The organism is Streptomyces sp. NPDC030995 (assembly GCF_055571215.1).
This window is the reverse complement of record NZ_JBVIFS010000022.1, coordinates 1-21,954: the sequence shown is the minus strand read 5'-3', so window position 1 is coordinate 21,954 and position 21,954 is coordinate 1. Positions and strand designations below refer to the sequence as shown.

The following is a 21,954-nucleotide window of genomic DNA, read 5'->3' as shown; positions in this document are numbered from 1 at the left end:
CGGGCTGTCGGCGTACAGGGCATGGTGACCTCGTTGGGCTTCGCCGCTGAGTCGGTCATGGCCGGGCGTTGGGGGCTGGTCAGGGTTTACTGAAGGTCAAAGTCTGTGCATCGAGGTTGAGTTCAAGGCTGCCGCCGCCATGTTTGCGCAGCTGTCGCCACGCGTCGTAACCAGTCATGATGGCTTTCTCCCAGTCTGCGGTGCGCAGCACGTTGACTTCCAGGTGAGCCGTCATGTGATCAATGGTCGTGAGCAGTTCGTGGTCGACGTGGCGGACCTCTTCGAAGTAGCGGTGGCGGCTGGCGTAGGAGAACACCAGGGCGCTGATGCCTTCCTCGATGGCGATGGCGCGGCCGCCGTCTTCGGCTTCGTCGACGCCGGGGCGGCTGCGGCGCTTGCAGTCGAGGAGGAAGCGGGTGACGGGCGACCAGCCGAGGACTGCTGCGTGGCCGAGGTGGAGGGCATCGTGGAAGCGGTAGTCGTCCTCGATGTGGCTGGCGCTGGTGAGTGGGTCGCCGGCGTTTTTGCCGTCCTCGCGGGTGACGACGATGACGGTTCGCCCGCCGGGTTGGGGGGTGGGGGTGAAGGTGACGGTTGTTTTGCGGGGAAGCTGTTCGTGGGCCGGGTAGTCGGCGTCGAATCGCATGCGTTCGTGTGCGGGTGTGGCGCGCCAGCGGTCCTTGGCCTTCTCCAGGCTGGCGGCGGCGATGTCTTCGAGGTTGAGGTCGAGCCGGTGGGCGAGGGCGGCGATGTACCAGAGGGTGTCGCCGAGTTCTTCGCGTAGTTGCTGCTTGGACGGTGTGGCATCGGCGCCGTCGCGCAGACGTTTCTTGTAGGCGGTGATGACGGAGCCGGCCTCTCCGATCAGCCCGAGGAGTGGCACGAGGACGGGATCAGTGTCGGCGGCGGAGGGCTGCAGCGTCTTGAGCGCGGCTTCCTGGTAGCGGGCGAGATGCACACACACTCCCTTGATGGATCTTCAGGCAAGTCTGTCGGATTTCCCGACAACGCTCTACAGTAGGTCATGCCGGGCCATCCGTCCGGGAGTTGCGCGAAGGGGCTGAATTCAGAGCATGCCGCCGCACACCGTCCAGGAGATCGTCGACATCACCATCAGCCTCCTGGCGCAGCACCAGAACCGGTCTGTCGGCGAGGTCTACGAAGAACTCGCCGCCCGTGGACAAGAGTTGCCAGTCGACTCGGTTCTGGTGATGGAGATCCTGACGCGGGTCGAGCAGCGTTTCGACGTGTCGATTCCGGCCGACGCCGAGGCGGGGCGTTCGCTGCGATCGGTCTGGGCGTTCGCGGAGACCGTGTACTACACCATGCAGGCAAAGGAGCAGGAAGAATGATCGACAGGGCACAAACCGGCGGCGGGGGCGAAGCGGAGCAGCGCGCCCTGCTCGGTCGGCGGCTGAAGGACACGCGCGAGTACCTGGGCCTGTCCCAGCAACAGGTCGCCGAGAGGACCGGAATCGTGCGGTCGGCCATCAGCGACATCGAGCGGGGCATGCGCCGCGTCGAGGTGATGGAGCTGCAGAAGCTCGCGCGCCTGTACCGCCTATCGGTGTCCTACTTCCTCGACGAGGACGAGGCTGCCGACGCCGGAGAGCACGCGTTTGCGGGCCTGCCCCGCACCAAGCAGCCACTGAGCGAGGGTGACCGCATCGAGGTTGCGAAGTTCATCCAGTATCTGCAGGCCAAGCGGGAAGCCGAGCAGCAGGACGGCCAGGCTCCGCGGCGGCGGCCCGGCCGGGTGCGGTGAGCTGGAACAACGCCCATGGCACGGCGATGATCGCGGCCGCCCAGGCGCACGAGGACCTTGCGATCGCTCATGACGACGGATATGTCGATGTCTTCGGCGCCCTGCGCACCGAAGGCGTCGAAGTCATGGGGCAGTTACTTGGCGGGCTGCTGGGCCTGTACGTGGGACCGGAGGACAACGGGCCGGCATGTCTGCTCAACGCGGGCCTGGAAGAGGTGAGCATGCGACACACTGCCGCTCACGAGCTGGGGCATCACCGACTGGGCCACAAGACCAGTTACGACCATCAGCAGGCGCACGGCCGGTGGGGTGAGGGGTGGCCGCAGCACGAACGGGACGCCGAGGCGTTCGCGTCCTGGTTCCTGATGCCCAGGCCCGCCGCGCGGGCTGCGCTGGCACGCTGCGGGCTGGTTCGGCCCGATTCCCCGCCCGACGTGTACCGGATAGCTCGCTGGATGGGAACGCCCTATGCCACCACCGTGCGTCATCTGGTGCGGCTGAAGATGATCGACCGGTCGATGGAGACACTCTGGCTCAAGCACTCCCCCGGCGCGCTGAAGGGCGAACTCGCCGACGGGATGCCGGTCGGGCCCCGGAACCACGTGCATGTGCTCACAGGTGCCGCGCACCGGGCCACGGTGCACGCAGAGGCCGGCGACTGTCTCCTACTACAGATCCCCGGCGGTCGCTTCGACCATGTACCAGCAGGCCTGAGATCCACAGCCCCCGAGTTCGGCGGCCAGATGTCACTGCCGGACAGTCCACACGAGCCCGCTCAGGCACAGGCCGTCTGGGTGGGTGAGGACCTGGCCGACGCCTGCACCCTCACTGCAGAGGTGCCCGGCACTACGGGCCTGTTCCGTGTCACGGTCCGGCGCACACCGGACCGCAAAGGCGCCGACCACTACCGCTACTGAAGCGCCGCATTGCCTGATGGACCTGCCTCCCCCACGCCCGAGTCCGCGCACCTGGCCGCACAAGGAGTGATCCGTTGCAGACGTTCACCGTCGACGCCCCCAGCATCTCGCGTGCATGGCTCGAAGCCTGCGAGCAGCTCGCGAAGCTCCCCGGAACCAGGGCCTTCCACACCGTGGTCCGCATTGCGCAGCCGCTGCGGGAGGATTCGCAGCTGCGCGGCGAACTCGACCGGCTGCGCTCGGCCCGCACCGCGCCGCTCTACCCCATCGACACCGTCGTCAACACCCTCTTCCCCGTGGGGCTCGCGAAGACCTGCCAGAGCCACGCGGAACTCGCCGAGCGCTACCGGTCCATGTACCCCAGGCTTCGCAAAGTCCGGCGCAACGCGCACGGAACCTATTTCGGTCGTCTCATCGCCTACCCCGGCGCCGGCGCGAAGACCGAGCCCGTCGACCAGATCGCCCGGGTCATCAGCCGCATGGACAAGCTGCGTACCAGCGCCAAGTGGAGCGCGGTCTACGAGGCTGGCACCGCGCACATCCTGGATTGCGAGAGAGTCGTTGAGGAAGAGCCGGACACGGCCGAGGACACGGAGGCCGTGGTTCGTGCGGCCGCGCTGGACACCAGGCCGCGGGACTTCCCCTGCCTGAGTCACTGCTCGTTCCAGTTCGACGCCGCCGCGGGGTCCGTGCATCTTGTGGCCTACTACCGCAGCCATTACATGTTCGACCGCGCCTACGGCAACTATCTGGCACTGGGGCACCTGTGCGCTTGGGTAGCCCAGCAGGCGGGCCTGAAGCCGGGCACTCTGACCGTCATGGCCGGCAGCGCACGGCTGGACTGCACGAAAGCCGAGCTCAGTCGTATCCAAAATGCTGTGGCCCACCCTCCCCTGTTCGGCCTCGGCGAGTGACGGTCCTGCCGCCTCTCTCCAGGGCGTAACTCGGGCGTTCCCGTGGCGCGCCGTACCTGCACGGATCCGCAGACACGCTGCTCGCCATCAACGGGGAAATCTCGCTGCTTCGGAGCCGTCGAGCGTCATCACGTGCGCCTCACTCCATGGCATTGCGCGGATTCGCCCAGGCTGCGTGTGCGCAGGGAGCTTCGCTGCCCTCTCTCGTGAGAGGAAGGGCAGCCGCGCCTGTGCCAGACGAGGTCAGGCGTTCAGGCCCCACTTGGGCGGGAACCATGCACTGACCGGCTTGGTATCAAGGCGATAGGACTGCTTGATGCGGCTGCGCCCGCTGATCCCGGCAATCTCGGGGTGCGCGACCCTGGCGTACTTGTCGACTTCACAGAAGAGGTTCTGGCAGTCGATCAGCTGGAGGGGGCGTCCCTTGAGCCCGTGAAAGGGGAGTTCGAGGCGCGTGAAGTGCTGCTCCTGTGTGTCGGCCATGTAGCGGATGACTTCTGCCTCGATGCCGTCTGCCCTGCGTCCGAAGCACTTACGAATGCCGTCGCGGGCGCCGGGGCCGGGCATGACGAAGTCCATCTCGGAGAACGGCATCTGAGAGGCGTAGTTCAGGTCGATGGTGAACTGATACGCCAGGAATGGCCCGAGCGCCGGGTAGCTGAGCAGCACCTCGTACGCTTCGCGCATGGTAGCGGCGTCCGTGACACGGTCAGGCGCGCCCGTAGTCATCAGCATCTCCAGCAGCCGCAGGTGGTTGCGGTGCTTGCGTCCCTCCCCCAGCTGCGGCGGCGGGACGATGTAGGCAGCCGAGTACAGTCTCTCGCCCTTGGCGAACGCCGCGGACAGGACCTTGTCGTAGGCGCGGTAGTCGTAGGTGTCCCAGCGGACCTCTCCGAGTTCCCTGTTCAGCAGCTGCCAGGTCGAGTCCTTGTTGAAGATCTTGAACAGCAGGGTCCGGAAGAACACCTCGTCCCACTCCTGGCAACCCTGGTAGATCACCCCGGAGATCAGGCTCTGGCTTACGCGGTCGGCCGCGCGGTAGCAGTTAGTGAAGCGGTACTGCGTCAGGATCGGATCCCGTGTCCACGGCTGAGGCCGGCCGGCCAGACGGGCTTCGTAGACCGCCTGCCGGGCGGAGGCAAATCGCCAGTAGCTGTCGAACACCGGCGTCGGCTGCAGCGTCCGCCCCGCCACCCGCACCACCCCAGGAGCGGTGCCGTTGGGGTTGGGCGTAGGACGGTCTTGCAGCAGCATCACCATGAGGAGCAATATATATTCGATATGTGTCGGCTGTCACCGAGGGGGACCGTTGGACTTGCTGTGTCAGCAGCAGCGTCATGTGACGTCGGTGAGCTGGCCCGCCGACGTCGACACCCGGGTCAACGTCCTCGTCCGCGCGGCCGCTGCAGCCGGCGAACGCACGTCCCGCGCGGAGCTGTTGGCCGCCCTGGTGTCGGCAGTCGAGGTTGACCCCCAGCATCTCGCCGACCTTCTACACAGGTACCGCCGCCTGCCTTCGGACACATTTGCTGGCGACAGAGATCGGGACGACCTTCCTCTGATTCGCCCACCCGGCCCGCGCCGCATAGCTCGCCCTTCCTAACGAGCAGCCTTGGATCGACGTCACGCCATTCAGCCAACAGCCGCAGAAGCTGCAGGTGGCCGCGCCGCGGGTCTGCTCTTTGACGCAGGCCAGCAAGCTGACCGCTCTTGTGTTCGACAACTGTCGTCCCGCTCCCGACCCTGCCCTCGACCAGGACACAGTCGGCTTCGGACTGCCACCCCCATCAGCAGGGGCGCACCCTGTCCCTGCGCCCGCCGCTGCGGCCGCCGACCGCGCATCCGCGCCGTCCTCCTGCCGGAGGACTGTACGGATGGGGCACACCTCAAGGACACGCATCACGTGCTGCAATGGTGCGCGTACGTGCGTGGCGGGGCAGCGGGCGCGCCAGCTGCGGAAAGCGACGTCCCTGGTGGCCGAGCGAGGGGGCAGCGCAGCAGTCCCGTCACCACGGGGCGTGCATCCACGCAGCTGGATCCGCCGGCGACGAAGCCTCAAGTGCTGTAGTAGCTCTGCGCGTCGGCAGAGCCACCTCACCTCTCCGCCCATCGATCTCATGATCACACGTGGCATGCCCCCTACCCGCCCAGCAGGCGTCATCACCACCCGACTGCGTGTCCAGCGGCCGAAGGGGTCAATCAGGCCGTGACCTCAGGGGTGAAGGTCTCATCAACTCCGAGGTCGGAGTGGCCTACGTCCCGCAGTACCGCCCCAGCTGCCTGGGCGATGTCTCGGATCGGGTTCTCGACATCCCGGAAGTCGAACCACTCGCGCCCCACCGCTCTGGGGGCGAAGCATTCGTGCAGACGTTCCTCCAGGTAGCCCCCGCCGGCGGACGTCCACCGCACGACCAAGGGAAACCCGGACCCAGCCTGCAGAGTCCGGTGACGCACGCGGACGTCCTTCGACACTCCGATCTTGATGACTTTCGGTTCCGCCTCCGACGACACGGCATACACCAGCCGTGAGTCACTGCGGACCAGGTCGGCAGGAGTCCTGCGCGGCGGAGCCTCCATCACGGTCACCGCCGTCTCCTCTTCTTCGCGTTCACCCTCGTTCTCCACCTCGTCCAGGAGGCGCTGAAGGGTCGCGAGGGCCGCGGTGGCGCTAATGACGTCTTGATCAACCAGCTGGAGCATCTCCATGACCGCGCGCATGTCTATGTCGATGCGAGACCCTGGGGTAGCGGCTTCACGGTGCCGCTTACGGGGGTAGCTCACGGTCAGAAGAACGTCCCGGAACTCATGGTCATCGATGCTGAAGTCAGTGGTCCAGGCGTACCCACGCACGAAGCTGTGTCCTCTCAAACCATCGGGCTGGCGGAACCAGATCGACAGACGTCCCTGCATGGTCGAGTTCCGCAGAGCGCGAGTATGGCATTGAGCTCTGACACTCAGGCAGGCCCCGCCACAGCGGAGGGCTCTCACCCGAAAGTCCCTCTCCCCCAGAAACCAGGCTTGATCTGCCCAGGACGGAGACTGCCCATCTGGGCAACTCTCCGGGGAATTACCAGTGCAGTTGCAACATCTCTCACTCGATCTACCGCACCGCAGTTCAGAAAGATTCTGCGAGCGAGTCAGAACCCATTTCTACAGGTCACGGCCTCTCACAGTTCCTGCCGTTAGACCTGCAGCACCCGAGGTCAGAGGCCTGACCATGTTGCAACTACACAGGTAATTGACAGTCGGTGACGGTGCCGTCCTTGATGTACCGGGCGAGGTTGAGCTCCGGCGCGTTGAACCGCTCGCGGACCTCTTCGCCCCACAGCACGCTCTGGGTGCCCTCGTGCTTGACCAGGCCCGGGTTGATGCCGAGCTTGAACCCGCCGGGCAGCGGCTTGCCCTCCCGGTACGGCAGGAAGTCCAGCGGCGAGGGCCCGTCGGCGGCGTAGACGACGCAGTCGGACAGGATCGCGACCGGGTACTGCCCGGTGAACGCCGCGTGCTTGACGATCTTGCGGTGCAGGTTGATCCGGGTGCGGGAGATGACCGCCGCACGGATGTCCGGCCGCCACGTCGGGCGGGACAGGGCGCGCCACGGCTCGCCGGGCCGCCAGCCCTCGCCCCGGGGCCGCTCGCGCAGCTTGCCCAGGCCGCCCTTCACCGTCGCCTTGATGGCCGATGCGACGATCGCCAGCTGAGGGTCACGGCCCTTGTAGCCGTCCATCGCCGCAAGGAAGTCCTCCGGCGACAGGTCGGCGGCGACGCCGAGGTCGGCCATCGTGACGAGGTAGGCGTCGCGCAGGCGGTTGTACCAGCCGTCCAGGTAGCGGCCGTTCTCGCGCCGCACCCACGCCTCCAGCGGCCGCACCTCGTAGCCGAGCTCCACCGCGTACGCCACCGTCGGGGTCGCGTACCAGGCCGGCCCCTGCGGCCGCTCGCCCTTCGCCGTGAACGGGGAGGGCAGCAGCGAGCCGTCCAGCTCCACCCGCTCCTTGCCGACCTTCACCTTCGACAGGTCGACGTGGGAGAGGTCCACCAGCCAGCTGCCGGGCAGCTTCGGGTCGAACGCCGGGTTCGTGACGTGCGCCGGCGCTCCGAGGCCGACGGGCAGGCCGTTGGCGCCCGCCGCGAACGCCATGTTCACGTCGACGCCGACCAGGTGGCGGCGCATGCATTCGGCGTCCGTCATCGGCCGCGCCCAGTCGTACGCCTCCTCGAACAGCTTCTCCGCCGGGCCGCGGACGTGGAAGCGGGGCAGGTCCGCCAGGAGCGGGTGGCCGTCGGGGGCCTCGCACGGCGCGCAGTCGACCGGGTCCTTCCCCAGGCTGCCGGGGTTGTGCTCGGAGTGCCGCTTGCCGTCGGCGTCCGGCTCGGAGGCGCGGGTCGCCGGGTGCAGCGCGGTCATCAGCTCCAGGCCAGTCACGGCTGTGGAGCCGCGCGGCGTCATCACCCGGGCGGCGTACACGCCCAAGACCCGGGCGAGTTCCGCCGGCGGAAGCTGCCCGGCCTCGCCCCAGTGGCGGGTGTCGAGCGCGTCCCACGATGGGATGCACAGCTGGACGCAGGCGCGCTCCGAGCCCTGCGCGGGCCGGTAGATCCGCGCCCACGGCCCGAAACCGCGCTTCGTCAGCTTCCACTCCGCACGGACCAGCTGCTTGATGACCTTGTGGCCCTCCGGGAGCCGTCCGGCGAGCCGCTCCTCCTCCGTGAGGGTCATCGGGAGGCCGTAGCGCTCCAGCGCGGCCTCGGTCAGCACGAGCAGCGGATCGCCGTCCTTGCCCGGCCAGGACAGCTTCGGCTGCCCGAGCTTCGCCGCCTTGAGGGTCCAGTCCACCAGCGCCGGGATCGACTTGGCGGGCACGTCCAGGACCAGGCCGCCGGTGCAGTACGCGAGGACCTGGCCCTCGTCGGTGACGTCGACCACCGCGAGGGGCCCGTTCTCGAAGCGCGGGTCGGCGCCGCCGGCCGGGGTGTTGGCCGGGGCGGCCTTCTTCGACGCCGGGCGGCGCGATGTCGCAGGCGGCGCAGCAGTGCGCGCCGGACGGGGCACGGCCACCGAAGCGGCGGCGGAACGGGTCTGAGTGTTCTCGGAAGCAGCCATGGCCGCAGCTTCGGCCGCCGGGCCTGCGGAGAGAGTCTCGGCTTCCGGGGCCGAAGCGGGCGTCCCGGTGAACGTGGCCGGCACCGTGTCCTTGGCGGGTGCGGCCGTGTTGGCCGGGGCGGGGTAGAGCTCCGCGAGCTGGTTGAGCAGCCGGGCGTACGCCTCGCGCTCCGGTCCCCGCGGCTCGGTCTTGGACTCCCAGCCGCTGACGGTCGCCCGCCGCACCCGCAGCGCGGCGGCCACCTCGTCCAGGGTCAGGCCGTGCGCCTGGCGCAGGCGCTTACGCTCCTCCGGCGGCGGGAGCGGTGCACGGGACGCGACCAGCGCGTCGACCGCGTCGAACAACTCGGACATGGAAACACCTCCTGACCGACACCCTACCCCCATGAAGCGTACGAATAGCGTACGTTCACCGTACGGATCGCGTACGGATGTTCTGTTGACCACGAAGCATCGCTGCCGCGGCTCTCCGGCCGCGCGTGACAGGTTCGAGAGGACCCGATGCGACATGGCGGCCCCTCGCTGGCTGAAGGCGCTTAGCCCCGGAGGGAGAGGGAGGGTTAGGCGGCGAAGGCGAAGTAGGTGCCGAGCGTGAGGCCGGAGAAGGTGAGGAGCTGGCGGGGCGTGAGGCAGGTGAAGGCCGCGTGCATCCCGATGCCGGCAAGGACGGCGTACGGCATCGTCTGCGGGATGAGAAGCGCGGGGGCAGTGCGATCTCCGCTGCGATGACGGTGGCCGCGACCAGGCGCCAGAGGCAGACGTCCCGGTCCGTAAGGTTGCCCATGTAGCGGCGGACGAGGCCGGTGGCTTTGTACACGCCGAAGAGCAGCGTTTCGACAGCAGTTCGGGAGTCACCCTGGCCGTCGGCGCCGAGCCGTTGTCCATGACGACGGGAGGCACCGCCCACCGCTGGAAAGTCGTACCGACGGTCTGGGCGTCCCCCAGGCTGGGTCCGGCCTTCGGGGAGCATCGGTACAGCGCTGCTCCGGGACAACGGCTGCCTCGGCGGTGGGCGGGTCTTCTGGGCCGCCGACCTGACCCGCACGCCGTCGGGCGAAGCATCAGGGCGACACGGCAGCTTCGGACATTTATCCCCGTATCCGGTACGGCCGCGTGCTAGAGATAGGGGGAAATAGTCCCAAAGTAGGAGGTATGCGACGATGCGCACAACTCTTCTCCGTGTGACGGCCGCGATGGGTGCCGCGGCAGTGCTGGCTATCTGCGGCGCCGGCGCGGCCAGCGCCGACGGCGTGGGCAACGCAGGAGTCGGCAACGCAGGAGTCGGCAACGCAGGTGCTTTCAACGACGGCATCGGCAACGCGGGTGCTTTCAACGACGGCATCGGCAACGCGGGCATCGCCAACTGGGGTCTGGGCAACGCGGGCATCGGCAACACGGGCATCGGCAGCCACGGCATCGGTAATTCAGGCATCGGCAGCTCCGGCATCGGCAACTAAGACGGGCTTACGGCCCCCGCACCACCAGGTCGCACGACGCGCCCGGCTGACGCCGGGCAGGTCCACCCGGGCTGCCCGCTCCACCAGCGGCCGGCCCGGGTGTGTGGCGTCGAGCAGCTGGCCCCCGAGGATGGCGAGCCGCGTGAGCAGAATCGGCTTCACCTCGTTGCACGAGAACCTGGATGCCATCACCCCCGGCGGCCGGCCTGGCCGCCGCCCGCGAGCGCGGCCGGATCGGCGGCCGCCCGAGGGTCGCCACCGAGGCAGTCTTCCGTGCCGCCTGCGCGCTGGTGCTGTGGCCGGAAAGGTTTGCCGGGTCGCGGCGTCCGGTGCGGTGCATCGCAAGGCGGAGGGCCGCGGCTCGTACTGGACGTACCGGCGCGGTCCGACAACGCGGCGAGGTGCCGTGCCGGGGGCCGTGACCCGGTGAACCTTTCCGGCCACAGCACTAGGCGTCTCACGGCCCCCTGTGGCTTGCTGCCTCCCGTTCTCGTGAACATCGATATCCTGCCTCGGCGGGTGCCTCCCGAAGTCATGACGAACGGGCTTCACTACCCGTGAATAAAGCCAAGGCCGGGGACGGCTGGCGCCGGTAAGGGAGCTGGTCCCTGACCTGGGTGTAGGTATGAATCCACTGGGCGAGGTAGAGGCCGGTGCGGACTTGCGGGGAGCGGAGTTTCTGCCAGGCGCCGTTCCAGTAGATGTCGGTGGTGATCAGTACGAGGAGGCACTGCGCCCAGGTGTTCGCCGTGCTCATGAGGCGTTCCTACGGCGGTGTCGCCCCGGGCAAGTCTCCGGTGAAGTCCCACCACTGCTGGATGGACCACACGGCGACGCTGGAGCGATCGGTGGACATCCGCAGCCACACCTCGTCACCGCCGGGCATGAGCGCCACCTCCAGGTGCGGCTCCTCCCACGTCCCCACCGGGTACATCCACTCGATGCCGTCGGGCCAGGTGCGCATCGCCACCGTGCGCACGCTCAGGGCCGCGGCCATGGCATCGACGGCCGCGCGAGGTATCCGCACCTCCGCCGGCTCACGCTCGATCCCTCCCACCCGGGCCCCCATCCTGCGGCCAGACGCGACAGCTCACCGCGCACCACAGCCTGCCAGACCTGAACGCCGCAGGTGTCACGCACCTGTTCTCACGTCAGCCCCAGCCTGTGAGGTCTGTGAGGCTCACAACCCATTTCCCCAGGTAGACGGGGTGAACCTGTGAGGCTGTGAGACGCCTCGCCGAAGACACTCCGTCTGTCCTCTGACAGGCGATCTTGACCGTTGCCAGGTGAGTTTGACCGCCCAGCTCAGAGCGGGGTGGTGAACCGGGACGGGAAAACTCGCGGCCGGATACCCCGGCGGTCCGCTATCCCTGGACCATGACCAGCCTCACCGTTGACCAGAACGGCCTCGTCCCCCCGGCCTGTGCCCGAACTGCCACCTCCACACCGGCTTCTCGGTCCGGGCCTCCGGCCTCAGCACTAACCTCTGGCCGCATGTTCAGACCGAGGACCCGTCTGTCGAGCATCAGCTCAAATACGGGAACCCGTACCGATTGTCCAGCGCGGATCGCGCCCGCTCAGCCCGACTGCCCGGTCCAGCAGCGGGGCGTCGTCCGGTACAGGCACGACGGCGCCGAAAATGCCCCCGCCGCGGCTCTCGTCCTCTGCGGCCGCCAGGAGGAACGCATGCGAGGCGCGCAGGGCGGCCTGATCGGGTGCGTACTCCTGGCCGGTGGCCCGGGCCAGGTCCCAGCCGTGGATCACCAGTTCGTTGACAGCCACCGCACCCGCGATTTCGCCGGGCAGGTCCACGCCGCCTGCGCGGGTCATGCCGGTCCACGCGGCAGGATCGCTCCAGGCCTCGGCCAGTTCGCCCAGGACCCGGGGCAGTTCGTCGCGCCAGTCGGCGGGCAGGGAGAGCGCGGCTGCGTCGGGGGCCGTGTCCGTCGTGGAGCCCAGGTCCTTGCGGGCGGCGTCGCGGAAAGCGACGGCGAGGCCTGCGAGGTGGCCCAGCAGGTCGCTGACCGCGTACTTGGGGCAGGGCGTCGGGTCGGTGAGGCGGGCGTCCGGGACGCCCGCCACGAGACGGGCCACGATCCGGGCTTGTGGTCCGAGGTCGGGAGTCGTCGTATCGGTCATCTGCCGCTCCTCCGGGGCCAGGGGTCTGAAGGGTAGACCAGCGGACGGAACCCGTACTCCTCGCAACGCGCGCCGGATGTGGGGAGTTGGCCGGTGTCGGTTCGGCAGCGGTCACGGCACGTACTGGCCGGGCGCGATGAGCGTGCTGCCCGGCACGGCAGAGGAAGGTCTGCCGGGGTTACGGCAGGCGTGAGGCAGTTGGGAGCACCGGACTCGCCAAGGCTCGCCAGGTCCCGTGTTGTCAGTCGGTTTCCGCCATCCCCCTCTCCATCGTCAGCGACAGGATGCGCTCGGCTTCCCCCGTTGGCAGGCTCAGAATGCGCGCACCGTCGAAGCCCTGCTTCGCGCAGCGGACCCTGCAGTCGTACGCGCCACCGCTTGCCTCGATGCTCACGCAGAAGTGCATGGGCCAGTCGCATCCTTCGGCACCCCACTCTTGGTGCAGGTGGAGGCGGAGCGCGGCGAGCCGATGGTGCGGCGGGAGGGTGCGCTGGGTGCGGCAGCGGTCGCAGCGCAGCAGATGCCGCAGGCCGGCACGCTTGGCCCAGTCGTTCTCCTCCCTGCGGCAGGGGGATAGGGGTGGCTTGCACTGGCAGTTGTTCTGGGCGCGGGCCGCGGTGTCGATCAGGCGATTGAGTTCGCCGCGCCAGCCGGAGCGCACGGTGGCCGACGGGTCGAGCAGGAGGGGGCCATCCTGGCGTGGGGTGACGAGGTCTTCGGGGTCCCAGGGAAGTGAGGCGATCGCGCGTCCGGCGTTGCGGACGTCCGGCTCCATGAACTTCCACTGGCCGGCGTGCTTGTAGGAGCGCACGGGTACGTGCCCGAAGAAGACGAAGTCGTGCTGGGTGAAGCGGTTGCGGTGGAAGCGCTCGGGAGCCATGGGCACGTCACAGGTGCTCGTCTCATCGGCCAGATACCGGACGGCTACCTTCTGGGTGATCACCGAGGCAGCCTTGCACGCGCCACTGACAAGGCGTCCGGATGGCCGGGGCGGGGGCCGCGCGAAGCAGGCGGTGCGATCTCCGCGTGGCCGGCGGGTTGGTCTCGGTGTCGGGGGCGCCAGGTGCGGATCTCAAGGTGGAGGATGCGTGCGTCGGGATGGATGCGTTCGGTGTCCACGAGCCACTGGTGAATCGCCGCAGTGATGTCCCCGCCTGCATCGTCGGTACGCCGGGCGAACTCCTGTGCGTCGAACCCGCCGGTGGCGGAAGAGGCGTAGGAGTTTCTTCTGTGTGGTCGGCGCGCTGGATGACGTCGCGGCGGATGCCTGGTGAGTCGGTGCTCCGGTCGACGGCGTTAAGCGCTCTGAGCGCTTCCTTGAGCACGACCAGGCACTGAGAGCCGGGGACAGCGCCCTGGACGCCTTCGTCGGCAACGGGCGCTTCAATTGAAGCACCCTTGTTCGATTCGCGTTCCAGTAGGGCTGCCCCAGGCACGCAGCGTGTCAAGGTCTGGGAAGCGGATCGGCCAGTGTCCCGCCAGACGAAACGCATCAGGTGAGCACTATCCGTCAGCGCCAACTACCAGGATTCAGGTGACGGCACTCCCCCGCAGACCATCAATCCGGCCAGCGGATCTCGCGGCGAGGCCTTCGTTCACAGGCGTCAGGCACCGTTGTCTCAGAGATCGCCCGGACAGGTCCTAGCCGGCCAGGTCCGCGGCGAGGTCGTCGCGCCAGCGTACGGACAGACGCTGGCTCAGGATCGTCGCGGCAGCGGCCGGCAGGGGCAGCAGCAGGAACTCGCGCATTGCGCCGGCCGCAGAATCCCGAACGGCCCACGCGGCGTGGTCGGCCGCGGTGACCGGCGCCAGGTCCGTTTGGTGTCGGGCCGCGTCCAGCAGTCCCCGTGCCGCCCGGGCCTCCGCCGAGAGGGTCCTCATACGCAGGTCGAGGGGCCCGTCGGGCGGGAGGTCCACCGGCTCGTCCCGGCGGATCCGCTCCAGCGTCTGCGCGATCTCCGGGTGGGTGTCGATGCCGGTCTCGGACGCCAGCCGGGCGAGCTGCGCCGCCATCGCGGAGCGCAACCGCTCCGGTGGTGTCCGGTGGATGAGCTCGCCGAGGTCGAAGTCGCGTACCGAGGAGACCGGGTGCCGTGTCGGCGGCAGGTCGTCGAGGACCGGCAGGAGCAGGGCACTCGCCAGCGGCTCGTCGCCGTCGCCTTCCGGATTCCACGTGATGCCGTACTCCTGCGCCAGGCCGGCCAGCAGCCGGGCGTACGCGGCCGTGGAGCCGGGCCAGGGATCGACGCCGATCCGCTGCCACTGCTGCCCGTCCGATCCCATGACCGGCTGTCCGTCGGCGTCGGTCACGTAGTCCTCGCGGGGTGAGTCGACCCGGCGGGCCGCCTCGGGCCGCTCCACACCGTCGTCGAAGACGGTGACGTGCACCTCGGGCCCCTGCTTCGAGAGCCTCACGACCCGAGTCCCACGGGACAGCCGGCGCAGCACCTCCGGACGGCCGAACTGGGCGTCGCCGCTCTCCTGGGTGGCGTACGACCACCCGTCACCGCACAGACCGGCCCGGGCCATCGGACGGTACGCCGCCCAGGGTGCGGCGGCCGACAGCCGCGTCTGCTCCCGGCTGCGCGGCCGGACGGTCGCAGGTATGCAGCCCAACCTGTCCAGCAGTTCCTCTGGCGGGATACCGGCCACGAACACGATGTCCGGCTGCCGTGGCGGTGCTTGTGCGGCCGGGGCTTCGAACGTGATGACGGCGTACGCCCCGTCGGGCCGCGGGGCGGGCGGGACGGGCGCGGGCGCGGGCGGGACCAGTGGCTCGGTGGCCTCGGCGGCGAGGCCGAGCGGGGAGAGCGGATCGGGGGCGATCGTTGCGCCGTCGTCCCAGATCAGCCGGCCCTCGAAGGCGAGCGGTGTCCGCCCGTTGAAGGGTGTGCCGTTCTCGAGGGCCGTGGCGAAGTCGGCAAGGACGTGGCGCACGCCGGGCCACTCGGTGAAGGACGGGCCGTCCTCGTCGAAGTACCGGCCGATGCGCCCGTGGTGCGGGCCGGGGCGGGAGACGAGGAAGAGTCCGTCGGAGGACTGCCAGCCGATGCCCAGGGTGATCAGCAGCCGTTCGTGGGGCCAGTACGCGTGCTGGTCGCGTTCCTCCTCGTCGAGTTCGGCCTCGTACTCGGCGAGGTCCGCGCCGATGTCCCGCAGGAACTCGGTGCTGCGGACGATGTCCTCGACGCCGGACAGCGGTCCGTAGTAGCCCAGCGTCGCTGTTCCGTCCTGGAGCTGTACGCCGTCGTGGCGCAGCAGCGAGTCCTTCAGGTCGGACGGGAAGGTCACGCCGAGACGGAGTTCGGCCGCCGCTATGTCCTGCGGGCGGGCCGGGGGTCGGAGCAGCCCGTGGCTGACGGCAGCGTGCTGCGCGAGCCAGGTCTCGATGCGGGCCCAGGATTGATCGACGGTGAGCGTGGTCATGTCGAGGACCCTAGGCGCGGGCACTGACAGTCCCGCCACCTGGCACAACGGCTGTTGCCGACCGGCAGAGATGGCCACGGCCGCTCCCGCCCGACATCACTCGGACCGCCCGGTCCCGTGTCCACGTCGATGACGTGAACGCGGAGGAGTCGCATGTTCGGCCGGACAGGTTCCAGTCGTACGCGGGCGCGGTGAGCGCCCGTCAGGCCGTCGGCGCGTCCACGTCTTCGCAGCTGCTGTTCACGGCGGTCTCGGGCGGACTGGCCAGGGCCTCCTGCCAGTGCTGCCGTTCCCCCGCAAGACCCCGCTGGGCCGGCTCGGCGTACCACGCCCATGCCTCGGTGCCTGCGGTGCCGGCCGTCGATCCGGACTGGACCGCGATGACGTACTGGTGGCCGGGCTCCAGCACCGCGTAGCGGTCCGGGTCTTCCGTGGCGTACCGGCCCGGGGTGCCGCCGTTCTTCACGCCCTGCGTGACGTGGAGGACGTCGCCGAACTCGCCCTTGAGGGTTTCCAGGGTCTTCACCCGGGTCGTCAGGCAGGCGCTGCCGCCGTCTTCCCGGTACCGGGTGTTCTCGACGGCTTCGACGACGGCCACGGCCTTGGACTTCGCCGCGACGATGTCGTCGCGGGCGAGGTCGGGGCCGCACACGGCGTGCGTGGTTGCGACTTCCTGGGTGGCGAGGGTGAACCAGGCCGCGCCTGCTGCGGCAATGGCGGCCGCGAGGCAGCCGCCGACCCATGCCTTCACGTGCATGATCAGCCCCACAGCTTCTTCAGGTTGGCTTGGTCGACGTCGGTCGGGACGTCGGGGTACTGGGCGACGTCCGGCCACATCACGGAGTGCACGGCGTTCTTGCCGCTGCCCGACTTGTGGCACAGCCCGAGCGCGTGGCCGAGCTCGTGGGCCGCGACCATCCGGCGGGTGGCCGGGTCGTGGGTGTCCATGCGCGTCTTGTTGAAGCGGATCAGGTCCGTTGCCGCCGGGCCGGGACGGCGGGACCATACGCCGGCCGCGGAGTTCTTCGGGTCGGAGAAGTCCTCGTAGTTCAGGTCGTTGACGGTGGTCGCCGCATCCGGCGCGATCTTGATCTTCGCCCGGGAGTATGACCACGCCCTGTTGGGGTGGCTGTACTCGGCCCTGTACTTCGTGCTCGCGGTCCACCGGATCTCGCCGTCATCGACGGAGCTGTCCTCACGCGTCTCGGTGGCGTCGCTCCCCGACGTCGCGATGCAGGGCGCCGGCACGGCGGCATGCGCCGGGGCCGGAGCGAGGAGCAGCACGGCGGCGAAAGCCGCCGGGCCTGCTGGGAGATTGCGCATCCCGTCAACGGTAGGGCAGTCCAGGCCGAGGACGATCGTTTCACCACGGCGGCCGCCCGGCACCCGGCTACGAGTCTGCGCGGGTGCGGGCTCCGGCGGAGCGGCGTTGCGACTGCGGTGCGCCGGGTTTCGTCGTGGTCAGTCGAAGATGCCGGTGACCACCAAGGTGCCGGGGACAACGGAGAGCGACGGACGTGCCTCGGGCGCCAGCGGGAGCCAGGTGTGCGCACGGGCTTTTCGTTGATCAGGACGGGGTCACTGCCGATCTGGATGCCAAGGCCCGCGGCGGTAGCTCCTACTTGCCAGCCCAGTGCTGGTAGAGGGACACGAGCTCGTGTCGACCGGGCGCGATGCTGGTCACGGCAATCCGGTAGTCCCTCGCCCGGTACCAGTCGAGGAAGGTCTCGGCGAGCCGCCGTCCCAGCCCCTCCCCACGGCGGTCCGCGCGCACGGCCAGGAGGGCCGTGCGGCGCATGATTGTCTGCCGGGGCACAGTCAGCCCATCGAGATTCAAGGTCATGCCGCCGCGGTGAGTCCGGCGGGGACATCACCGTCTCCGGCCTCGCCCGCACGGCCCGAGTCGACCGGATATTCCTCTACCGCCATCCTGACCTGCTCGAACGCATCCACGTCGCTGCCAGACGCCCATCCAAGACGGACGGATGGCGGCAGTCAGCCGGACGTCGCTCCAGAGCGACCTGCGAACGCGCCGGAAGCCAACAAGCGCCTCACCGCACGGATCCGGCAGCTGGAGAAGCACCTGTCGGCCCGGCTCGGCGAGAGCGTGTGGGCCAAGTCCGGGCTCGGCGCCCCCGTCGACATCGACCGGCTCCAGCGACGCATCACCCTCCTTGAACAGGACCTCGCCGAGAAGCGGGGCGAGCTTGAAGAGCGGACGGAGGAGCTGGAAGCGGCTCGGGCCGCGAACCGCGAGCTCACCAGGTCCCTGAACTCCACATCTGTCAACCAATCCTGATGAACCACCACATAGGAGCCGCCGGCGCCCCAGGACCGTGAAAGAAATCCGAGAAACTTCGGATCTCGATGTCGGCGGCAGAGCCCTAACTGCATCCATAGGGGCATGAGGGAAGACGCCAACGCGAACCACACCCCCGCCGGGGTGTTTCACCCCCGCCCGGCGGATGCCACGGAGGTGTCCTGGTGACACGCTCCAAGCGCCAGGGGCCCCCGATGCCGGAGGGAAGCATCCGGGACCTGATGGCCGAACTCCTCAGCAACGTTCGGCTGATGAGCAAGCTCCTGAGCACGATCCGACAGCTCCTGCACTGCGATCGAGGGGAAGCTGAGGAGGTCATCCAGGAGGCCCTCGCCACGATGATCGTCGAGCTCCGTGAAGGCATGACCATCGACAGCCCCAGGGCCTGGCTCCAGCGGGTCAGCATCAACAAAGCGCTCGCCCAGCGCCGGAAGGCCAAGGCCGTCCGCGCACCCCGGTTCGTTCCCCTCACCGATCTTCACCACGTGTCCGCGGGGCCTGAGGCCATGCAGGACGTTCAGGAGACGTTGGCGGTAATCGAACAGCATCTGTCTGAGCGTCAGCGCCACTGCCTCCAGCTGCATCTTCTCGGCTACGCGGACGAGGAGATCGGCGAGATCCTCAACGGGATCAGGCCGGAAAGCGTCCAGCGGAACATCGAACGAGCCCGCGTGAAGCTCGAGAAGTTCAGCATCCACCCCGAGCAGTACCCCCTCACGGCCCGCACCCAGGGAGGCAAGGCATGACCCACCGCCCCGCCCGCATGCAGGCCATGTCGGTCCGCCACCGGGTCCACGCGCTCCTTCAGTGGGTCGCAGAACTCTTCTCCGTCTCCATCTCCATCTCCGTCGACCTCTCCATGCCGCCCAAGCCCACGAGGGCAGCACGCAACCACGTGGATGAGCGGCTCGGGCTCATGAAGGACGCCTTCGCCCGGGAGCAGCGCGAACTCGCCCAGGAACCGATCGACCAGTCGGCCACCCTGGACAAGATCTTCCGCAGCGCCGATCAGCTGACCGCCAATCCGCCGGAGCGCCGGCGAAGGACACGGCGCCCGCAGCTCGGGGCCGTGATGATCGTCCCGGCCTTCTTCGCGGTTGTCGCAGTCTCGGTCGGCCTGTCCCTGATCTGCTTCGGAAGGGTCGGACCCGACACGTTCGGTTTGATCACGACGCCGATCTCTATTGCCAGCGGCCTGGCGCTGGGGCTGCACCGCCGTCACGGCGAGGGCCGCACGCGACGGCGCTGAAGGCTCCGCGCCTTCCACACCAATTCTGACTTCATCCGCACAGCGAAGGGCTTTGCCATGTCTCATCGCCTTGAACTCGCCATCATCGTCGTCGCCCTGTTGATCATCGGGTCAGGGTTCGTCAGCCTGATCGCCTTCCTGCTCGGCAAGGCCCTCGGCATGACCACCATCGACGCGCTGAAGATGAGCTCGTACTGCGCGGTCACGCTGGTCGTCAGCGCCATCGCCGTCCTCGCATTTATCTTCAGCGCAGGCGGACTGCGGCCAGATACCCCGCAAGCTCATCCGCTGCCGTCGCCGCCTCAGGCCATCACTCGAACCGGCGATAGCACCACACCTGTCGCAATGGATGCCCTCCCTCACGTCTGCTGGCGCTGAGCTGCACATTCGCGAGGAAGCCCGCCGAACGCTCGCCGAGGGTGTCGAGCCGTGCCCCTACTGCAGCCCCGAGAACCCGCTCGGCATGACCGGCTGACCCGTCGGCGTACGCGGCTGCCCACAGCAGCGGGTACGTTCGGCCGTACGGGGTGCGGCCCAGGCCATCAGGGCCGCGACGGGGGCCGCACCCCGACACCGCTCGCTACGCGTCGGTGTCGTAGCGGAGGCGATCGAGGGCGAAACGGCTCTCGGTCCGCCTCCCGGCCGTGTGTGGCGGCCTGCCCGGGCGGCGGCGTGCTCTGCCCGGACACGCCCCATCCAGGCGGCTTTCGCGCAGGAGGGCGAATGCGGGAATGGCGCCGCCGATGAGCACGAGAGCGACGTGCGCGCTCATCCCGCCGTCCTGGCCCCCCTCTGACTGGAAGGGACAGGTCGAGCACCTCTGCCTTAGAAGTCATCTCATTTGGCGACTTGGGTAGGCTGCCGATCGTGGCGGGGATTGTTGAGCGGCTGGTGCCGGATGAGTTGTGGGAGCTGTTCCAGCGGGTGGTGCCGGAGGCGCCATCGCGGCCTCAAGGCGGTGGCCGGCGTCGGCATGGTGACCGGGAGGTGCTGGCGGCGATTCTGTTCGTGGCTACGTCGGGGTGTACCTCGCAGCAGCTGCCTACGGCGTCGTTCGGGCCGTCGGGGGCGACAGCCCACCGTCGGTTCTCCGAGTGGACGAAGGCCCGGGTGTGGGCCAGGCTCCACCGCCTGCTCCTCGACGAACTCGGCGCCCGCGGCGAGCTGGATTGGTCCCGCTGCGCGATCGACTCGGTGAACATGCGGGCCCTGAAAAGGGGGACCCGACAGGTCCGAATCCTGTCGACAGGGGCAAGTTCGGGTCGAAGGTCCACTTGATCACTGAGCGGACCGGTCTGCCCCTGTCGATCGGAATCTCCGGGGCGAACCTCCACGACAGCCAGGCAAGATGGTTCAAATGAGCGAATCGACTGAGCAGGTGCAGACCGCAGATCGTCTCTGGAAGGAACACCGCCACGAGCCCTTCCCCGACAGCCTTCGACATGCGACGTTCGGGGGTACACACGTGTGGCTGCTCGACTTGGACATCGCCGGCTGCGTTCTTCGTTGGTTCGACAACGGCGGCACTCTCGACTCGAAGAACAGCGTCCTCCTGCAGAGCTGCATCGAGGACCTGGACCGAGTCGTCCCTGAGATCAATGACCCTGCAGCAGCCCAGTACTGCCAGCGGTTGCACCAGCTCGCCGTGCTCGTGTCAAGCAGCCTACCCAGCACCAAATGAGACGGCCTCGAGGTTGTCTCACGTGGCAAGTTTCGCGAGCTTCTTGTAGCAGGTCAGGGCGGCGGCCATGGCCAGGCCTCGGCTGTGCCATCGTTGCGGACCACGTACGGGATCTTGAGACCACGAGCAGCCCATGGCAGGCTCATGCCGCATGATCGATGAATTCGCGAAAGACAACCTGCACGGGAGACTGCGGCGGGACCGCAAGGCGCTGCTCTGGAAACTCGACGGCTTGTCCGAATACGACGCCCGCCGGCCTTTGACAGCGACCGGGACCAACCTCCTCGGCCTGGTCAAACACGTGGCCACCGTCGAGGCCAGGTACTTCGGCGAGGTCTTCGACCGCCCTTCCCCGGAACCGCTGCCCCGGTGGCAGGACTCCGACGGGAGCGATCTGTGGGCGGCCGAGGACGAGACCCGCGATCAGATCATCGGGTTCTACCGGCGCACGTGGGAACACTCGGACGCGACGATCAACGAGCTTCCCCTCGACGCCCCCGGCCACGTGCCGTGGTGGCCGGAGCCTTATGCCGACACGAACCTGTTCGCCATCATGGTCCATGTCCTCGGCGAGTCCATCCGGCATGCCGGGCACGCCGATATCCTGCGCGAGGGCCTCGACGGCCGGACCGGTTTGCGCGCCGAACACGAGAAGCAGATCGACGAGGAAGCCCGTGCAGCCTACTGCGCGAAGATCGAGCAGGCCGCCAGGTCGGCCGCACCAATCAAGGCTTAGAGGTTGTCTCACGTGACGTGATGTTCGTGCGGCATGATGCCGGTCGTGGGTGCTGATCTATCGAAGCGTCTGGTTCCTGATGAACTCTCGGAGTCGGCCGCCCCGTTGCTGGCGTCGTTCGCTGCTCGTCCGCAAGGTGGTGGGACCGCTTAGACGTCATCTCATTTGGTGAGTCTTCGGTAGCAGATGAGGGTGCAGGCGATGCTGGTGAAGGCGAGGAAATGCTCGGCCTTGCGTTCGTAGCGG

Annotated in this window: 24 protein-coding genes and 1 pseudogene; 13 read left to right on the top strand and 12 right to left on the bottom strand. The window is 68.4% G+C overall.

The window, feature by feature from the left end:
- Positions 1–79: 79 nt before the first annotated feature.
- Positions 80–958 (bottom strand): MazG nucleotide pyrophosphohydrolase domain-containing protein, encoded by an 879-nt coding sequence (locus tag ACZ45T_RS27610; RefSeq protein WP_468445865.1) that lies wholly within the window; start codon positions 956–958, stop codon positions 80–82.
- A gap of 115 nt (positions 959–1,073) precedes the next feature.
- Here ACZ45T_RS27610 and ACZ45T_RS27605 point away from each other — a divergent pair, with 115 nt between their 5' ends.
- The 4 genes from ACZ45T_RS27605 (at position 1,074) to ACZ45T_RS27590 (ending at position 3,596) form a co-directional block, all read left to right on the top strand.
- The gene (locus ACZ45T_RS27605) at positions 1,074–1,352 is read left to right on the top strand and encodes an acyl carrier protein (RefSeq protein ID WP_468445863.1); all 279 of its coding nucleotides are present in this window, start codon (positions 1,074–1,076) and stop codon (positions 1,350–1,352) included.
- Positions 1,349–1,765 carry a helix-turn-helix domain-containing protein gene (locus ACZ45T_RS27600; protein WP_468445861.1) on the top strand — a complete coding sequence of 139 codons (417 nt, stop codon included), beginning with the start codon at positions 1,349–1,351 and terminating at the stop codon, positions 1,763–1,765. Before ACZ45T_RS27605 ends, ACZ45T_RS27600 begins: the two co-directional genes overlap by 4 nt.
- On the top strand, positions 1,762–2,682 hold the full coding sequence (locus ACZ45T_RS27595; protein ID WP_468445859.1) for an ImmA/IrrE family metallo-endopeptidase: 921 nt from the start codon (positions 1,762–1,764) through the stop codon (positions 2,680–2,682). Before ACZ45T_RS27600 ends, ACZ45T_RS27595 begins: the two co-directional genes overlap by 4 nt.
- Positions 2,683–2,756: 74 nt before the next feature.
- Positions 2,757–3,596 (top strand): thymidylate synthase family protein, encoded by an 840-nt coding sequence (locus ACZ45T_RS27590; RefSeq protein WP_468445857.1) that lies wholly within the window; start codon positions 2,757–2,759, stop codon positions 3,594–3,596.
- 243 nt (positions 3,597–3,839) lie between these two features.
- Here the strand turns inward: ACZ45T_RS27590 and ACZ45T_RS27585 are convergent, their stop codons facing one another.
- The 3 genes from ACZ45T_RS27585 to tap form a co-directional block, all read right to left on the bottom strand.
- Positions 3,840–4,856, bottom strand: a complete 1,017-nt coding sequence (locus ACZ45T_RS27585) for a nucleotide kinase domain-containing protein (protein ID WP_468445855.1) — start codon at positions 4,854–4,856, stop codon at positions 3,840–3,842.
- Between the two features lie 939 nt (positions 4,857–5,795).
- Complete coding sequence (locus ACZ45T_RS27580; RefSeq protein WP_468445853.1) at positions 5,796–6,506, bottom strand: GIY-YIG nuclease family protein; 711 nt, start codon at positions 6,504–6,506, stop codon at positions 5,796–5,798.
- A 316-nt stretch (positions 6,507–6,822) separates the two neighbouring features.
- Positions 6,823–9,054 carry a telomere-associated protein Tap gene (gene tap / locus ACZ45T_RS27575; protein WP_468445851.1) on the bottom strand — a complete coding sequence of 744 codons (2,232 nt, stop codon included), beginning with the start codon at positions 9,052–9,054 and terminating at the stop codon, positions 6,823–6,825.
- Positions 9,055–9,860: 806 nt separating this feature from the next.
- Between tap and ACZ45T_RS27570 the strand changes: the two genes are divergently transcribed.
- Entirely contained in the window at positions 9,861–10,157 is a 297-nt protein-coding gene (locus ACZ45T_RS27570; protein ID WP_468445849.1) for a hypothetical protein, read from the top strand.
- Positions 10,158–10,689: 532 nt separating this feature from the next.
- On the opposite strand, the gene ACZ45T_RS27565 is transcribed toward ACZ45T_RS27570, so the two are convergent.
- The 8 genes from ACZ45T_RS27565 to ACZ45T_RS27530 form a co-directional block, all read right to left on the bottom strand.
- Positions 10,690–10,914, bottom strand: a complete 225-nt coding sequence (locus ACZ45T_RS27565; RefSeq protein ID WP_468445847.1) for a hypothetical protein — start codon at positions 10,912–10,914, stop codon at positions 10,690–10,692.
- Positions 10,915–10,923: 9 nt separating this feature from the next.
- Complete coding sequence (locus ACZ45T_RS27560) at positions 10,924–11,214, bottom strand: hypothetical protein (RefSeq protein ID WP_468445844.1); 291 nt, start codon at positions 11,212–11,214, stop codon at positions 10,924–10,926.
- Positions 11,215–11,687: 473 nt separating this feature from the next.
- A complete protein-coding gene (locus ACZ45T_RS27555; RefSeq protein ID WP_468445842.1) occupies positions 11,688–12,296 on the bottom strand; it encodes a TIGR03086 family metal-binding protein in 609 nt (202 codons plus the stop codon).
- A 241-nt stretch (positions 12,297–12,537) separates the two neighbouring features.
- Complete coding sequence (locus tag ACZ45T_RS27550) at positions 12,538–13,239, bottom strand: hypothetical protein (protein WP_468445840.1); 702 nt, start codon at positions 13,237–13,239, stop codon at positions 12,538–12,540.
- 698 nt (positions 13,240–13,937) lie between these two features.
- Complete coding sequence (locus ACZ45T_RS27545) at positions 13,938–15,722, bottom strand: SMI1/KNR4 family protein (protein ID WP_468445838.1); 1,785 nt, start codon at positions 15,720–15,722, stop codon at positions 13,938–13,940.
- Positions 15,723–15,924: 202 nt separating this feature from the next.
- The gene (locus ACZ45T_RS27540; protein WP_468445836.1) at positions 15,925–16,479 is read right to left on the bottom strand and encodes a hypothetical protein; all 555 of its coding nucleotides are present in this window, start codon (positions 16,477–16,479) and stop codon (positions 15,925–15,927) included.
- A 2-nt stretch (positions 16,480–16,481) separates the two neighbouring features.
- Positions 16,482–17,045, bottom strand: a complete 564-nt coding sequence (locus tag ACZ45T_RS27535) for a matrixin family metalloprotease (RefSeq protein WP_468445834.1) — start codon at positions 17,043–17,045, stop codon at positions 16,482–16,484.
- A gap of 295 nt (positions 17,046–17,340) precedes the next feature.
- On the bottom strand, positions 17,341–17,538 hold the full coding sequence (locus tag ACZ45T_RS27530) for a GNAT family N-acetyltransferase (RefSeq protein ID WP_468445832.1): 198 nt from the start codon (positions 17,536–17,538) through the stop codon (positions 17,341–17,343).
- 291 nt (positions 17,539–17,829) lie between these two features.
- On the opposite strand from ACZ45T_RS27530, the gene ACZ45T_RS27525 reads away from it, so the two are divergent.
- The 8 genes and pseudogenes from ACZ45T_RS27525 to ACZ45T_RS27490 all read left to right on the top strand — a co-directional run bounded on the left by ACZ45T_RS27525 (position 17,830) and on the right by ACZ45T_RS27490 (position 21,708).
- Positions 17,830–18,021, top strand: a complete 192-nt coding sequence (locus ACZ45T_RS27525) for a hypothetical protein (RefSeq protein ID WP_468445830.1) — start codon at positions 17,830–17,832, stop codon at positions 18,019–18,021.
- Between the two features lie 242 nt (positions 18,022–18,263).
- Positions 18,264–18,788 carry an RNA polymerase sigma factor gene (locus ACZ45T_RS27520; RefSeq protein WP_468445828.1) on the top strand — a complete coding sequence of 175 codons (525 nt, stop codon included), beginning with the start codon at positions 18,264–18,266 and terminating at the stop codon, positions 18,786–18,788.
- Positions 18,785–19,291 (top strand): hypothetical protein, encoded by a 507-nt coding sequence (locus tag ACZ45T_RS27515; protein WP_468445826.1) that lies wholly within the window; start codon positions 18,785–18,787, stop codon positions 19,289–19,291. The genes ACZ45T_RS27520 and ACZ45T_RS27515 overlap by 4 nt, the downstream gene beginning before the upstream one ends.
- A 57-nt stretch (positions 19,292–19,348) precedes the next feature.
- A complete protein-coding gene (locus ACZ45T_RS27510; protein ID WP_468445824.1) occupies positions 19,349–19,669 on the top strand; it encodes a hypothetical protein in 321 nt (106 codons plus the stop codon).
- Positions 19,641–19,766, top strand: a complete 126-nt coding sequence (locus ACZ45T_RS27505) for a DUF6233 domain-containing protein (protein WP_468445822.1) — start codon at positions 19,641–19,643, stop codon at positions 19,764–19,766. The genes ACZ45T_RS27510 and ACZ45T_RS27505 overlap by 29 nt, the downstream gene beginning before the upstream one ends.
- Before the next feature lie 389 nt (positions 19,767–20,155).
- Positions 20,156–20,637, top strand: a pseudogene (locus tag ACZ45T_RS27500) (IS5 family transposase); the annotation flags it as partial.
- Positions 20,638–20,648: 11 nt separating this feature from the next.
- Positions 20,649–20,972 (top strand): hypothetical protein, encoded by a 324-nt coding sequence (locus ACZ45T_RS27495; protein ID WP_468445820.1) that lies wholly within the window; start codon positions 20,649–20,651, stop codon positions 20,970–20,972.
- 151 nt (positions 20,973–21,123) lie between these two features.
- Positions 21,124–21,708 carry a DinB family protein gene (locus tag ACZ45T_RS27490; RefSeq protein ID WP_468445818.1) on the top strand — a complete coding sequence of 195 codons (585 nt, stop codon included), beginning with the start codon at positions 21,124–21,126 and terminating at the stop codon, positions 21,706–21,708.
- The last annotated feature ends 246 nt before the right edge of the window (positions 21,709–21,954 follow it).

What these genes read in the sequence shown, in the direction of transcription:
- ACZ45T_RS27605 (WP_468445863.1), top strand. Translation starts at nt 1,074, where the DNA reads ATGCCGCCGCACACCGTCCAGGAGATCGTCGACATCACCATCAGCCTC.
- ACZ45T_RS27600 (WP_468445861.1), top strand. Translation starts at nt 1,349, where the DNA reads ATGATCGACAGGGCACAAACCGGCGGCGGGGGCGAAGCGGAGCAGCGC.
- ACZ45T_RS27585 (WP_468445855.1), bottom strand. Translation starts at nt 4,856, where the DNA reads ATGGTGATGCTGCTGCAAGACCGTCCTACGCCCAACCCCAACGGCACC.
- ACZ45T_RS27580 (WP_468445853.1), bottom strand. Translation starts at nt 6,506, where the DNA reads ATGCAGGGACGTCTGTCGATCTGGTTCCGCCAGCCCGATGGTTTGAGA.
- tap (WP_468445851.1), bottom strand. Translation starts at nt 9,054, where the DNA reads ATGTCCGAGTTGTTCGACGCGGTCGACGCGCTGGTCGCGTCCCGTGCA.
- ACZ45T_RS27570 (WP_468445849.1), top strand. Translation starts at nt 9,861, where the DNA reads ATGCGCACAACTCTTCTCCGTGTGACGGCCGCGATGGGTGCCGCGGCA.
- ACZ45T_RS27565 (WP_468445847.1), bottom strand. Translation starts at nt 10,914, where the DNA reads ATGAGCACGGCGAACACCTGGGCGCAGTGCCTCCTCGTACTGATCACC.
- ACZ45T_RS27555 (WP_468445842.1), bottom strand. Translation starts at nt 12,296, where the DNA reads ATGACCGATACGACGACTCCCGACCTCGGACCACAAGCCCGGATCGTG.
- ACZ45T_RS27545 (WP_468445838.1), bottom strand. Translation starts at nt 15,722, where the DNA reads ATGACCACGCTCACCGTCGATCAATCCTGGGCCCGCATCGAGACCTGG.
- ACZ45T_RS27540 (WP_468445836.1), bottom strand. Translation starts at nt 16,479, where the DNA reads ATGCACGTGAAGGCATGGGTCGGCGGCTGCCTCGCGGCCGCCATTGCC.
- ACZ45T_RS27535 (WP_468445834.1), bottom strand. Translation starts at nt 17,045, where the DNA reads ATGCGCAATCTCCCAGCAGGCCCGGCGGCTTTCGCCGCCGTGCTGCTC.
- ACZ45T_RS27520 (WP_468445828.1), top strand. Translation starts at nt 18,264, where the DNA reads ATGGCCGAACTCCTCAGCAACGTTCGGCTGATGAGCAAGCTCCTGAGC.
- ACZ45T_RS27515 (WP_468445826.1), top strand. Translation starts at nt 18,785, where the DNA reads ATGACCCACCGCCCCGCCCGCATGCAGGCCATGTCGGTCCGCCACCGG.
- ACZ45T_RS27510 (WP_468445824.1), top strand. Translation starts at nt 19,349, where the DNA reads ATGTCTCATCGCCTTGAACTCGCCATCATCGTCGTCGCCCTGTTGATC.
- ACZ45T_RS27505 (WP_468445822.1), top strand. Translation starts at nt 19,641, where the DNA reads ATGCCCTCCCTCACGTCTGCTGGCGCTGAGCTGCACATTCGCGAGGAA.
- ACZ45T_RS27495 (WP_468445820.1), top strand. Translation starts at nt 20,649, where the DNA reads ATGAGCGAATCGACTGAGCAGGTGCAGACCGCAGATCGTCTCTGGAAG.
- ACZ45T_RS27490 (WP_468445818.1), top strand. Translation starts at nt 21,124, where the DNA reads ATGATCGATGAATTCGCGAAAGACAACCTGCACGGGAGACTGCGGCGG.